Source organism: Microbacterium sp. SORGH_AS_0421, from assembly GCF_030818635.1.
Taxonomy (GTDB): domain Bacteria; phylum Actinomycetota; class Actinomycetes; order Actinomycetales; family Microbacteriaceae; genus Microbacterium.
In genome coordinates this window covers 1,511,668-1,523,814 of sequence record NZ_JAUTAO010000001.1, presented here as the reverse complement: position 1 = coordinate 1,523,814, position 12,147 = coordinate 1,511,668, and the positions used below count along the sequence as shown (strand labels likewise).

Annotated in this window: 14 protein-coding genes and 3 tRNA genes; 5 read left to right on the top strand and 12 right to left on the bottom strand. The window is 67.7% G+C overall.

Annotated features, from left to right (window positions below; genetic code table 11):
* Nucleotides 1-77: 77 nt before the first annotated feature.
* The 8 genes from QE416_RS07210 to tilS form a co-directional block, all read right to left on the bottom strand.
* Complete coding sequence (locus QE416_RS07210; RefSeq protein WP_307314808.1) at nt 78-563, bottom strand: DUF3180 domain-containing protein; 486 nt, start codon at nt 561-563, stop codon at nt 78-80.
* Entirely contained in the window at nt 560-1,087 is a 528-nt protein-coding gene (folK, locus tag QE416_RS07205; protein WP_307314805.1) for a 2-amino-4-hydroxy-6-hydroxymethyldihydropteridine diphosphokinase, read from the bottom strand. The genes QE416_RS07210 and folK overlap by 4 nt, the downstream gene beginning before the upstream one ends.
* A complete protein-coding gene (gene folB, locus QE416_RS07200; protein WP_307314804.1) occupies nt 1,084-1,449 on the bottom strand; it encodes a dihydroneopterin aldolase in 366 nt (121 codons plus the stop codon). Before folB ends, folK begins: the two co-directional genes overlap by 4 nt.
* Nucleotides 1,449-2,240, bottom strand: coding sequence for a dihydropteroate synthase (folP, locus tag QE416_RS07195; RefSeq protein WP_307314802.1), 792 nt, complete (start codon nt 2,238-2,240; stop codon nt 1,449-1,451). The genes folB and folP overlap by 1 nt, the downstream gene beginning before the upstream one ends.
* On the bottom strand, nt 2,237-2,824 hold the full coding sequence (folE, locus tag QE416_RS07190) for a GTP cyclohydrolase I (RefSeq protein ID WP_267789291.1): 588 nt from the start codon (nt 2,822-2,824) through the stop codon (nt 2,237-2,239). Before folE ends, folP begins: the two co-directional genes overlap by 4 nt.
* A gap of 6 nt (nt 2,825-2,830) precedes the next feature.
* Nucleotides 2,831-4,834 (bottom strand): ATP-dependent zinc metalloprotease FtsH, encoded by a 2,004-nt coding sequence (gene ftsH / locus QE416_RS07185; protein ID WP_307314797.1) that lies wholly within the window; start codon nt 4,832-4,834, stop codon nt 2,831-2,833.
* A 148-nt stretch (nt 4,835-4,982) separates the two neighbouring features.
* Nucleotides 4,983-5,534, bottom strand: a complete 552-nt coding sequence (gene hpt / locus QE416_RS07180) for a hypoxanthine phosphoribosyltransferase (RefSeq protein WP_267789290.1) — start codon at nt 5,532-5,534, stop codon at nt 4,983-4,985.
* Between the two features lie 23 nt (nt 5,535-5,557).
* Nucleotides 5,558-6,556 carry a tRNA lysidine(34) synthetase TilS gene (gene tilS / locus QE416_RS07175; protein WP_307314793.1) on the bottom strand — a complete coding sequence of 333 codons (999 nt, stop codon included), beginning with the start codon at nt 6,554-6,556 and terminating at the stop codon, nt 5,558-5,560.
* A gap of 90 nt (nt 6,557-6,646) precedes the next feature.
* On the opposite strand from tilS, the gene QE416_RS07170 reads away from it, so the two are divergent.
* Nucleotides 6,647-7,180: an inorganic diphosphatase gene (locus tag QE416_RS07170; protein ID WP_307314789.1), complete on the top strand. Its 534-nt coding sequence runs from the start codon at nt 6,647-6,649 to the stop codon at nt 7,178-7,180.
* A 63-nt stretch (nt 7,181-7,243) separates the two neighbouring features.
* Here the strand turns inward: QE416_RS07170 and QE416_RS07165 are convergent, their stop codons facing one another.
* Entirely contained in the window at nt 7,244-8,686 is a 1,443-nt protein-coding gene (locus QE416_RS07165; protein WP_307314787.1) for a M23 family metallopeptidase, read from the bottom strand.
* A gap of 213 nt (nt 8,687-8,899) precedes the next feature.
* Between QE416_RS07165 and QE416_RS07160 the strand changes: the two genes are divergently transcribed.
* From QE416_RS07160 to QE416_RS07145, 4 genes are all read left to right on the top strand, one after another.
* Nucleotides 8,900-8,972: transfer RNA gene (locus QE416_RS07160), tRNA-Glu, on the top strand.
* A 30-nt stretch (nt 8,973-9,002) separates the two neighbouring features.
* Nucleotides 9,003-9,076, top strand: a tRNA-Asp gene (locus QE416_RS07155).
* A 64-nt stretch (nt 9,077-9,140) separates the two neighbouring features.
* Nucleotides 9,141-9,213 (top strand) — tRNA-Phe (locus QE416_RS07150).
* 379 nt (nt 9,214-9,592) lie between these two features.
* A complete protein-coding gene (locus QE416_RS07145) occupies nt 9,593-10,159 on the top strand; it encodes a hypothetical protein (protein ID WP_307314785.1) in 567 nt (188 codons plus the stop codon).
* Nucleotides 10,160-10,195: 36 nt separating this feature from the next.
* Here QE416_RS07145 and QE416_RS07140 read toward each other — a convergent pair whose 3' ends face one another.
* From QE416_RS07140 to QE416_RS07130, 3 genes are all read right to left on the bottom strand, one after another.
* Nucleotides 10,196-10,714, bottom strand: a complete 519-nt coding sequence (locus QE416_RS07140) for a DUF1643 domain-containing protein (RefSeq protein ID WP_307314782.1) — start codon at nt 10,712-10,714, stop codon at nt 10,196-10,198.
* A 321-nt stretch (nt 10,715-11,035) separates the two neighbouring features.
* Nucleotides 11,036-11,764 (bottom strand): hypothetical protein, encoded by a 729-nt coding sequence (locus QE416_RS07135; protein WP_307314780.1) that lies wholly within the window; start codon nt 11,762-11,764, stop codon nt 11,036-11,038.
* Between the two features lie 74 nt (nt 11,765-11,838).
* Nucleotides 11,839-12,147, bottom strand: a complete 309-nt coding sequence (locus QE416_RS07130) for a hypothetical protein (RefSeq protein WP_307314778.1) — start codon at nt 12,145-12,147, stop codon at nt 11,839-11,841.

Below are 12,147 nucleotides of genomic sequence, written 5' to 3'. Positions count from 1 at the left end.
GGTCCGCATCCGCACGAGGAGCACGAGATCGCTCGGCCGCGACCCCCTCCGAGACCCCCGCCTGCGTCTGCGGAACGTCAGATCCCCACGGGTCCTGCGGGGGTGTTCCCTGGGGCGTCGTCATCGTCGTCCTTCCGGATGGTGCAGAGCTGCTCGGCCACGAGTCCCGCGACGACGAGGATGACGGCGCAAACGAGTGTCGCGATGATCGATCCCATCGAGCCTACCGAGGGCACCACGGGCCGACTCACCAGGAACGCGAGCAGACCGCCCGCGAATCCCGCCGCGGCTGCCCCGAGGATCGACGACGCTTTCGCCAGCATCGCGATCCGCAGGGCGTGGAACGGATCGATCCGACGGGGGCTCCGCCCGCGCGTCGACCGATAGACCGGCACGGCGAGGACCACGATCACGGCACCGAGCAGGGCGAGGATCGTGGGCAAGCTCGCCGCGGGAGCGAACGTCGAACGCCCCATGGCGGTGAGCGAGGTGTCGAGCAAGAACCCCACGACCAGCCCGACGATGACGGCGATCGTGAGGATGCCGGCGCCCGTGCGCTTCATGCGACTCCTCCGCTCAGCTTCTCGAGCAGATCGGCGACGCGTCCGCGGCCGGGGAGCTCGGCATCCGGATCCACGTCGAGCCACGGCGCGAGCACGAACTCCCGCTCGTGCGCGCGAGGGTGCGGGACGACGAGGTCGTCGCGGTCGATGCGTTCGTCGCCGTAGGCGATCAGGTCGAGATCGAGGGTCCGGTCGCCCCAGCGCTCCCGCCGGACGCGGCCGTGCCGCGCCTCGATCCGGTGCAGCGACGCGAGCAGCTCGCCCGGCGACAGACGCGTCTCGAGGACGGCCACCGCGTTCAGATACCGAGGCGCGTGCTCGTCCTCGCCCCGGAGCGTCACGGCCACCGTCTCGATCGGAGCAGAGACGCGCACGTGCGTGGTGAGGGGCAACCGCCGCAGTTCGTCGACAGCCGCCGCGAGGGTCTCCTGTCGCTGCCCGAGATTGGCTCCGAGCGCGACGACCGCGTGCACGGGCGTGGGACGCGGAGCTCCGTCGATCCCGTGCGCCAACCGCACGTTCACGATCGGGACCTCGAGATGGTCACGGCCACATCACCGAAGGCGACGGTGATGGGCGCCTGCGGCTTGTGGACGGTGATCGTGACGGCATCCACCCGCTGGTCGGCGAGAACCGCGTCCGCCAAACGCTGGGCCAGCGTCTCGAGCAGGTCGACCGGATCGCCCTCGACGATCTCGACGAGCCGCTCGGCGAGCTCGCCGTAGTGCACCGTGTCGGCGACGTCGTCGGTCTCCGCCGCCCGTCGCAGCGACAGGGAGAGCGTCGCGTCGACCACGAACTCCTGCCCGTCGCGCTTCTCGTCGGGGTAGACCCCGTGGTGGCCCACGGCGCGCACCCCCGTCAGTGTGATCCGATCGGCATCCATCAGGCCTCCCAAGCGTGGGCGACGGCGAGCGCGTCGCGGGTGGTCGGCACATCGTGCACGCGGACGGCCCACGCACCGGAGCGAGCGGACAGCGCACTCGTGACAGCGGTGGCGAGATCGCGACGGGCGAGGTCGGCGTCGTCGCCAATCACCTCCGCGAGGAACCTCTTGCGGCTCGTCCCCACCAGGACGCGGATTCCGAGCTCGGCGATCTCGGGCAGCGCGCGCAGCGTCTGCCAGTTCTGCGCCCCCCGCTTGCCGAAACCGATACCGGGATCGACGACCAGTCGCGACCGGTCGATGCCCGCGGACACAGCAGCCTCGACCCGCTCGGCGAGTTCCGCCGAGACCTCTCGAGCGACGTCCGCGTAGTCGGCCCGCGCGTACATCTCGGCCGACGGCCCGCGCCAGTGGCCGAGGGCGATCTCGGCCTCCGTCTCGGCGACCGCGGCGAGCATGTCGGGGTCGGCGAGTCCACCCGAGACGTCGTTGACGAGGCGAGCTCCAGCCCTCACTGCGGCGACCGCCGTGGCGGCGTTCATCGTGTCGATGCTCACGAACGAGCCCTCGGATGCCAGTGCCTCGACGACCGGCAGCACGCGCTGCTGCTCGACGCGCGGCGCCACCCGCTCCGCGCCGGGTCTGGTCGATTCCCCGCCGACGTCGAGGATCTCGGCGCCCTGCTCACGGAGGAGCCGCGCGTGAGCGAGGGCCGCATCGGGGTCGAGGAAGCGTCCCCCGTCGCTGAAGGAGTCGGGGGTGACGTTGACGATCCCCATGATGAGGGTCACGCGCGCGCCCCGATCAGCGCGACGAGCTCGGCCCGGGCGGCGGGGTCGCCGTACGCTCCGCGCGCGGCGATCGTCACCGTAGAGGCGTCCAGCTGGCGCCCACCGCGCATCGTGACGCACTCGTGCACCGCGTCCAGGACGACGAGCACGCCGCGCGCATCGAGCGCCGAGGCGATCGTGTCGGCGACCTGCTCGCCCAGACGCTCCTGCACCTGCGGGCGGGCGGCGAGGATGTCGATCACCCGCGGCAGCGCCCCGAGGCCCACCACTTCCTCACCCGGAAGATAGGCGACGTGCGCGCGGCCCCGGAACGGCAGCAGGTGATGCTCGCACATCGACCGGAAGGCGATGTCGCGCAGCATCACGGCTCCCGAGGGGAGGGTGTCGGGCGCCGGCCCGCGCGACACCGAGATGGTGTGCTGCAGCGGGGCGCCGGCATCCTGATTCACTCCCCCGAAGAACTCGGCCCAGGAGTCGGCGACGCGCGTCGGAGTCTGGCGAAGCCCGGGGCGATCGGGGTCCTCCCCGATCGCCTCCAGGAGCTCTCGCACCAGGACGGCGACGCGTTCACGATCGACGGCCACGGCGCCTCAGGCGGTGGCCGGGCGCGTCTGTCCGCTCGGACGGGCCTGCGCCTTCGTCGCGGCCTGCGATTCCGCCTCGGTGGATGCCGCGATGCCGGCGGGCTGCTGACGACGGGGCACCTCGATCGGCGGCTGGTCCGACACCGGACGATCCCCCGACGACAGCCACTGCGGGCGCGGCGTCAGGCGCTTGACGTCGGTGAAGATCTCGGCCAGCTCGTTGTGGTCGAGGGTCTCCTTCTCGAGCAGCGCCAGCGCGAGACGATCGAGCACCTCGCGGTTGTCGTTGATGACCTGGTAGGCCTCGTTGTGCGCCTGCTCGATCAGCGCCCGCACCTGCGCGTCGACGCGCTCGGCGATGCGCTCCGAGAAGTCGCGGCCGTGGCCCATGTCGCGACCCATGAAGACCTCGCCCGACGAGCCGCCGAGCTTGACCGGGCCGACCTCGTTGGTCATGCCGTACTCGGTGACCATCTTGCGAGCGATGCTCGTCGCCTTCTCGATGTCGTTCGACGCACCCGTGGTGGGGTCGTGGAAGACGATCTCCTCGGCCACACGGCCGCCCATCGCGTACGTCAGCTGGTCCTGCAGCTCGTTGCGGGTGACGGAGTACTTGTCGTCGAGGGGAAGCACCATCGTGTATCCGAGCGCCTTGCCGCGCGGGAGGATCGTGACCTTGGTGACGGGGTCGGTGTGGTTCATCGCGGCGGCGGCCAGGGCGTGACCTCCCTCGTGGTACGCCGTGATGAGCTTCTCTTTGTCCTTCATCACGCGGGTACGACGCTGGGGACCTGCGATCACGCGGTCGATGGCCTCGTCGAGGGCGCGGTTGTCGATCAGCTGCGCGTTGGAGCGGGCGGTCAGCAGGGCCGCCTCGTTGAGCACGTTGGCCAGGTCGGCGCCGGTGAAGCCGGGCGTCTTGCGAGCCACGACCTCGAGGTCGACCGAGTCCGAGAGCGGCTTGCCGCGACCGTGCACCTCGAGGATGCGCTGGCGACCCTTCAGGTCGGGAGCATCGACACCGATCTGACGGTCGAAGCGACCGGGGCGCAGCAGGGCGGGGTCGAGGATGTCGGGGCGGTTGGTCGCCGCGATGACGATGACGTTGACCTTGGGGTCGAATCCGTCCATCTCGACGAGCATCTGGTTCAGCGTCTGCTCGCGCTCGTCGTGACCGCCGCCCATGCCGGCGCCGCGATGGCGGCCGACGGCGTCGATCTCGTCGATGAAGATGATGGCCGGGGAGCTCTCCTTGGCCTGGTTGAACAGATCGCGGACACGACTCGCACCGACGCCGACGAACATCTCGACGAAGTCCGAGCCCGAGATCGAATAGAACGGCACGCCGGCCTCGCCGGCGACGGCGCGGGCGAGCAGGGTCTTGCCGGTTCCGGGAGGGCCGTAGAGCAGGACACCCTTCGGAATGCGGGCGCCGACCTCCTCGAACTTCTTCGGGTCCTTGAGGAATTCCTTGATCTCGTCGAGCTCTTCGATGGCCTCGTCGGAGCCCGCGACGTCCCGGAACGTGACCGTGGGGGTTTCTTTCGTCACGAGCTTTGCCCGCGACTTGCCGAACTGCATGACCTTGCTACCGCCGCCCTGGGCGCTGGAGAGCAGCCACCAGAAGAGCAGACCGAGGAGGACGAGCGGCAGCATCAGGCCGAGGATGCTGTCGAACCAGCTGGGCTTGGGCACGACGTCGTTGAAGCCGTCGGAGGGGTTCGCCGCGTCGATCGCGCTCGCGACCTCGTTCGCACGGGCCTGGCTGAAGTAGAACTGCACGTCGTTGGCGCCCTCGAAGGGCTGCGACAGCTTCAGGTCGACGCGCTGATCGGGATCGTTCGTCACGACCTGGCTCACGGTGCCGCCCTTGAGCAGGTCCAAGCCCTCCTTGGTGGAGACCTGACGGGCACCACTCAGGTTGGAGATGAGGGAGAAACCGATGACCAGAAGCAGACCGACCAGCAGAACGTAGATGATCGGATTTCGCGTGATCTTCTTGAAATTCATGGTGGGCGAGCCCAGCCCTTTCGTGATCCTCCGCAGAAATGCGGTCGCAACAGGCTAACGCCCACGGACTATGCCGGGCCTGTGCGTTCGTCATGGGCGTACAAGGCTCGGGATGCCACCCGCCCGGCGTCGTGCGGTCGAGGTGCTCTCAGGAGTAGACGTGGGGGGCGAGCACCGCGACGTCGCGGAGGTTGCGGTAGCGCTCGGCGTAGTCGAGGCCGTACCCGATGACGAAGTCGTTGGGGATGTCGAAACCGACGTAACGGCAGTCGACCTCGACCTTCATGGCGTCGGGCTTGCGCAGCAGCGCGAGCACCTCGACGGACTCGGCACCGCGCGAGGCGAAGTTCTCGAGCAGCCAGCTGAGGGTGAGGCCCGAGTCGATGATGTCCTCGACGATCAACACGTGCTTACCCGTGATGTCGGTGTCGAGGTCCTTGCGGATCTGCACCACACCGCTCGAGCGCGTACTCGCGCCGTACGAGGACACCGCCATCCAGTCCATCGACACGTGGATGGGAAGGTGACGCGCGAAGTCGGCCATGACCATGACCGCGCCCTTGAGCACACCCACGAGGACGACGTCGCGCCCCTCGTAATCGGTGGCCACCTGTTTCGCGAGTTCCCCGAGCTTCTCGTGGATCTGCTCCTCGGTGAGGAGGACTTCGCTGATGTCGTCGGAGATGTCGGCGGCGCGCATTGGGAAAGTCTACGTCGGCGGAATCAGGATGCCGTCCGCGCGACGACCTCGATGCGCGCACCGACGCGGCGGGCGAGGCATCCGGGAAGATCGATGGGCCCCTGCCCCGTCCAGTCGGTGGCGAGGCGGGCGACCTCGAGAGTCTGCGCGCGGGACAGGGAGACGCCGAACTCGCTGTCGACCACGTAGCGGACGATCCTGTTGCGCAGGGCTGCCGGGTTCGCAGCGAGCGCGGCGACCGAGATCGAGATGCCCGCCTCGGCGTGCTCGACGATGTCCTCGATGGTCTCGTCGATCATGTCCTGGAACGCATCGGCGTCCTCGCGCAGCTGCTCGGCGGTGCGGGCGAGGGCCTCGGCCACACCGGGTCCGAGCTCGGACTCGAGCACCGGCATCACCCGGTCGCGCACGCGCACCCGGGAGTACGCGGGGTTCGCATTGTGCGGATCGGTCCACGGCTCCAGCCCCTCGGCTGCGCAGGCGGCGACGGTCGTGCGCCGGCGCACCGAGAGCAGGGGGCGCGCCCAGACCGGGCCCGTGGCATCCCGCCTCTGCGTGGGCATTCCGGCGAGGCTCAGCCCCCCGGAACCGCGCGCGAGACCGAGCAGGACGGTCTCGGCCTGGTCGTCGAGCGTGTGCCCGAGCAGGACGACATCGGCCCCGATCTCGGCGGCCGCCGCAGCGAGACCCGCATAGCGCGCCGTCCGCGCCGCTGCCTCGGGGCCACCGGTCGACCCGACCTCGACGCGGACGACGCGGGCGCCGAGACCGAGAGCACGCGCCTTCTCGGCGGCGGCCGCCGCCACGGCATCCGACCCCTTTTGCAGTCCGTGGTCGACGACGACGGCCTCGGCCAGGATGCCGGCGCGGGCCGCCTCGAACGAGGTGGCCGCCGCGAGGGCCAGCGAATCCGGGCCGCCCGACAGCGCCACCACGACGGGTCCGTCGACGCGACCGAGAGCGGCACGGACGGCGCGGCGCACCTCGGCGACGGACGGGTCGAGCCCTGGGCGGTGATCCATGTCTCCACGCTAGCGGGGGTCCGACTCCGGTCCGCAGCGGCCTCCGACTAGGCTGGGCCGCGGAAATCCACAGATCTAAGGAGCACGAGTATGGGCGCGTACGACGCCGTCATCGAGATCCCCCGCGGCAGCCGCGTGAAGTACGAGGTCGACCACGGCACCGGCCGCGTCTACCTCGACCGCATCCTCTACACGGTGTTCGGCTACCCCGCGAACTACGGCTTCTTCGAGAACACCCTCGGCGAAGACGGCGACCCGCTCGACGTGCTCGTGCTGCTCGACCGTGAGCTGCACCCCGGCATCCTCGCGAAGGTGCGCCCCGTCGGCGTGCTCAAGATGAGCGACGAGGCCGGCGGCGACGACAAGGTCGTGGCCGTGCTCGCGAAGGACCCGCGCTGGGACCACATCCAGGACGTCAGCGACATCGACGAGTGGACCAAGAAGGAGATCACGCACTTCTTCGAGCACTACAAGGACCTCGAGCCCAACAAGTGGGTCAAGGTCGACGAGTGGGCCGGTGCCGCCGAGGCCGAGCGCCTGGTCGGCGAGGCGTTCACCCGCTTCGACGAGCACGACGCGCAGACCAAGACGCAGGGTTCGGGCGAGGCTCCCAACACGCTCTGATCCACAGAACGCGAGAAGCCCCCGGTCCGCTGACCGGGGGCTTCTCGTATAAATCGAGGGGTGTCAGACCGAGACGCCGCGGGCGCGCAGCCAGGGCGCGGGGTCGGTGGTCCCACCGGACGGCGGGTAGACCTCGAAGTGCAGGTGGCAGCCGAACGAGTTGCCGGTCTGACCGGTCGCGGCGATCTGCTGGCCCGCTTCGACGCGCTGACCGTATGAGACGTAGATGCCGCCGTCGACGATGTGGCCGTAACCGGTGCCCGAGCCGTCGTCGTGAGCGATACGGATGTAGTTTCCGAAGCCGCCGTTGCGGCCGGCGTAGGTGACGCGGCCGGAAGCTGCCGCGTAGATGGGCGACCAGCAGCTGGCGCCGAAGTCGAGGCCGAGGTGCCAGGTGCTCGCGCAGTAGCTCGAGTTGCACTGACCGGAACGGGGGCCGTAGCCCGACGACGTGTAGGCCGACGAGGGGCGAGCCCAGCCGGAGCCGCCGACGCTTCCGCCGCCGCCGCCGCCTCCACCGCCGCCGCCTCCGCCGCCACCGCCACCGCCGCCGCCGCTGTTGTTGCTCTGGTTGTTGCGGGCTTCCTGCTCGCGGCGCGCGCGCTCAGCCGCGTCACGGGCCGCAGCCTCTTCCCGCGCCTTGCGCTCGCGCTCTTCGCGCGCCTTGCGCTCAGCCTCAACGCCCGCCTGGTACTCGGCGACGGTCTTGGCGGTGGTGTCCTGGAGCGCGGCGAGCTGCGCCTCGAGCACGGCCTGGTTGGCCTGCTGGGCGGCGAGGGCTTCCTGCGCGGCCTGGGCCGCCTGCTGAGCCGCGGCCATCTTGTCTTCGGCGATCGTCTTCAGACGGTCGCGCTCGGCGCGGGCGTCGTTCGCCTGGTTGCTGAGGTTCTTCGCGTTGTCGCGGGCCGCCACAGCCGAGGCGTACACCGACTTGTTGCGCTCGAGGAGCTTGTCCATCGTGCCGAGCTTGGCCAGCAGGTCGTCGGCCGAAGCGGCGGAGCCCGAGAAGAACAGGTCGAGAGAGGTGTCGTCGCCGCCGGAGCGGTACAGCTGGGCGGCGACCTTGCCGGCCTTGCTGGCGGCATCGGTTGCCTTGGCGGCTTCGGCATCTGCCTGCTGCTGGATGAGCTGGGCGCGGTAGTCCGCGTCCTGGTAGGCCTGCTGCGCGGCGTAGTACTCGTCGGAGCGCGCCTGCACCTCGGCCTGCGTGCGGGCGACCTCGGACTGCAGTCCCTGGATCAACCCCTGGATGCGAGAGATCTCACCGGCCTTCGCGGCCTCGTTGGCCTTGGCGGCCTGCACGTCGTCCCACGAGGGGTAGTCGGCGGCCACGGCGGGCGAGTTGAAGCCGGACGTCGCTGCGCCGAAAGCGCCGAGGGCGACCGCACCGAGAGCGCCGTACTTCAGAGCACTGCGCCTGTCGAAGGTGGGCCACAAACGCCGCTGCTCACTGGCCGTGGGGGCGCAGCCGCAGTCGTCGGTCTGATCAGGGGGTACGAGCGTCACGGGCTACCTCATCTCACCGGGTCGCAACTCGGCTAACAGTAGCAACACGAGTCACACGTACAACAGGGCGAGTTCCCGCTGTCGCGGCCCATCCTGCGCCCCCGACACGCGCGGAGGGGGGACGCCACGCCCTCGATTGGCAATCTCGAAGTTTGTGAAGTAGGCTCGGTCGTCGGCAAGCGAGGATGAAATCGCAAGGTTTCAGGCTCATCCGGCCCCATCGTTTAGCGGCCTAGGACGCCGCCCTTTCACGGCGGTAGCACGGGTTCGAATCCCGTTGGGGTCACTCTCCGGTGAAGTACAATTGAAAATGCATGGCCCTGTAGCGCAGTTGGTTAGCGTGCCGCCCTGTCACGGCGGAGGTCGCGGGTTCAAGTCCCGTCAGGGTCGCTCCATAGCGACGGGCCTTCTTTCGAGGAGGCCTTTCGTCTAGGAAGCGGCAGACATGTCGCTCGGCTCTGTAGCTCAGTTGGTAGAGCGCACGACTGAAAATCGTGAGGTCACGGGATCGACGCCCGTCGGAGCCACAGGGTGATCATTACAGTCACCTTAGAAACCCTCGTCTAGCTTCTACATGGCGGGGGTTTCGTCTTTTCCCTGGTGAGAGCCGATTTGCAATCCCGCGAACGAGGCTGCGATCCCCCGGCCCGTAGCGAGCGAAGCGAGTCGAAACGCCCGGAGAGGGTGCTGATTCGTCAGCCGCGACGGCAGCTTGGGCCGGTCTGGGGCCGGTGAGGGCTCCGATACGGTTCGAATGTGGCCCTACCTCCTCTTTCAGTCCGAGAGCTCGCTGACGAACTGACGGTCGACTCGAAGACGATCCGAGCATGGATGCGACGCCAGAACTGGCGACACCCCGTCGAAGCTGGGAGCGCTTGGGTTCTCAGCGCTGAGCAGGCTGATCTCGTGCGCCAGCACTTCAGCGGTGGCCATCAGATACCTTTTATCCGTCCGGCCGCTTCGGCGGGTGGCGACGATCTCGCAACCGTATCGGTCGGTCAGTTACTCGAGCGCTACGCCGGCATCCTGGCGGAGTTGCGGCTTCGTGGACTCGTGCGCACCAATAACGCTCCCATCGGAGACCTCGCCGAGTATTGTGCCGCCATCGTGTACGACGGCCTGCTGGCCCCGAACTCTGAGAAGTCTTACGATCTCGTCGCGCAAGACGGTCGGAAAGTACAGGTCAAGGTTCGCGTGATCAGATCCGACACGAGCCCATCGGCGGTCTTCTCGCCGATCAGGTCGTTCGGCTTCGACGTCGGCGCCTTCCTCCTGATCGATGGTGATCGAGGTGGCGTGCTGGCAGCACGCGAGCTGACTGCGGAGGACGTCCAGCACGCTGGCAAGCACCGCGCGCATACGAATGGTGTGGTGGTGCGAGTCGGCCAGGTCAGATCGACAACAGCTCGGGGAGTCGACCTCACCGACAGGTTCCGGGCAGCGTGGGACGACCTGCTTCAGCAAGTCCGCTGAGCGACAACGCATACAAGTCGCCCTCGGGCAGACCTCTCAATCAACGACGTACTCGTCAATATCGAACGCCTCGAGCTGGACATCCGCCCTCACATAGAGCGGATGCCGAGGGTGCCCTTCCTTCGTCGGCGCACCCAGGGACATCCAACGGCATCGGGCGAGCGCCGTCCCCGCGACGATGTCCTGAAGGAGCGGCCGCAGGTACGGTCGCGAGGTAATCAGCCCGCCCCACGCCGCAAGGACCGTGAGCGGGCGCCCGTCGATCACGCGAGCGATGTGAGTCTCGTTCTTGAGCTTCAGCTGCTCGCGATGGGTGTGGTCCATCAGCTTCGGATCGGTGGAGATCTGAGGGTAGACGTTCAGCATCGTCCAGCTATCGAAAGCATTGTCTTCGGCGAATCGCGCGACGCGCTTAACCGTTGGGTCGAGAGCCCCCGGCTCCGCGGTGCTCGGGTTGATCCCGAAGCACACCAAGGGGTTGTCGCCTCGCGTGCCCAGCACGAACCGCGCCGCTCCATCGTCCGACCGCTCGTAGATCCAGTTCTCCCTCGTCATGATCGCCCTACGGCTGCTGTGCCGGGTGCACGTCGGGGCAATCAGCGAGGCAGCAACCGCACATCGGATGCGCGACGGAGCCAGCATCTGCTTTGTTCTCGCAGACGCAGACGATGCACGAGCAACCCGTGCCGCGCGCGGGTAGATCCAGCTCAGCACGCCGCTCGTCACCAACCTCAGACGCAAAAACGACGTCGTACTCGATACCGCCAAGCACGACCACTCTGTCTGGATCCTGGATTTTCATAACCGATCAGGATAGCTGCACATGCCTGTATCCGCCTCTTGTGTCGCTGGCGCAGAAGATTGCTCGAGCGCGCGTCACTCCTCCTCGTTCGGAAATCGGCGCCGTTCTGGAGGGAGGTGCGTATCCAGACGCCAAAGAAGCCCCTGAGAAGCGGCGAGTTCGAGTCCCCGCTTGTCACCTTCAATCCGCGCAAGAATCCAGGCGGCAAGACAACAACTCGTCGCGAGAGTGTGGAACACGTCGAGGTCGTGAGCCTCGGACGGCGCGGTCGCAACAGCTACCACCCCGTCCTCCTCCTCTACGAAGTAGTCGGTTACTGCCTGATCAGTAACATGACCTGCTCGCGAAAGGACCATGTATGACCTGGTGAGATAACCAGTCTGATCGAGCTGGGCGATGATGCCGTCCCGGCCGGTGAACTTCGGCATTCCGGGGAGCTGCTTGCCCATCGCGTCTCGTGGGATCTGAGATCTGATGTTTGAAACGACCTCATCCCACTCGGCATCCTCGGGGTCTCGTGATCGATCAGCATAGGAAGCGCGCGCGACAAGCAGTCCAACCTCAAGGCGCGAGATGCCATCTGGTACGAGGAATGCCCACTGTGCCGTGATCGCGTGCTCGAGCGCGCTGCGGACCAGCGCCCGACCTTCCGCCGCGTATCCGCGCTTCTCCAGCAACAAGTACGCACGCGCCGCCCTGCGCACTCGCTCGATGAGTCCCCCTAATACACGGAAGTCCCACGCGTGCTCGTCGAGAACGCGGATTCCGTCCGCGTGCTCCTTGTCCTGCACGAATCGCAGCATCCACGGGAGTAGCTGTTGCCGAGATGGGCGCGGGGACATGGATCCAAACTAGCCGTGTCGCTAAGAGGGATGCCTCAGTCGCTCGACGCCGATGAAGCGCCACGTCCGTTCAAACTTTGCGCACCGAGCTCAGCGCCGTCCAACCGCCCGACGATGCACTCGTAGTCCCCTCCGTCGATCAAGGAGCTGGTGAACGCGTGCACGACGGCATCGAAGCTGTTGTCGCGCAACTCCCAGTCGTCGGCAAGACCGATCGATCTGTGTTGCGGCTCGTAGTCCCAAGACCCAAGAATCCGCACCAGCTGCTCGCGCGAGAGTATGCCGCGTTCGGCGGCACGGACCACCTCCATCGCTGTCGAGAACTCGGAGTTGGACCCACTCAC

Bases quoted from the DNA above. Each gene is read 5' to 3' on its own strand.
- ftsH (WP_307314797.1), bottom strand. From the start codon at position 4,834: ATGAATTTCAAGAAGATCACGCGAAATCCGATCATCTACGTTCTGCTG.
- tilS (WP_307314793.1), bottom strand. From the start codon at position 6,556: ATGGATCACCGCCCAGGGCTCGACCCGTCCGTCGCCGAGGTGCGCCGC.
- hpt (WP_267789290.1), bottom strand. From the start codon at position 5,534: ATGCGCGCCGCCGACATCTCCGACGACATCAGCGAAGTCCTCCTCACC.
- folB (WP_307314804.1), bottom strand. From the start codon at position 1,449: ATGGATGCCGATCGGATCACACTGACGGGGGTGCGCGCCGTGGGCCAC.
- QE416_RS07135 (WP_307314780.1), bottom strand. From the start codon at position 11,764: ATGCTGCGATTCGTGCAGGACAAGGAGCACGCGGACGGAATCCGCGTT.
- QE416_RS07170 (WP_307314789.1), top strand. From the start codon at position 6,647: ATGGGCGCGTACGACGCCGTCATCGAGATCCCCCGCGGCAGCCGCGTG.
- QE416_RS07210 (WP_307314808.1), bottom strand. From the start codon at position 563: ATGAAGCGCACGGGCGCCGGCATCCTCACGATCGCCGTCATCGTCGGG.
- QE416_RS07140 (WP_307314782.1), bottom strand. From the start codon at position 10,714: ATGACGAGGGAGAACTGGATCTACGAGCGGTCGGACGATGGAGCGGCG.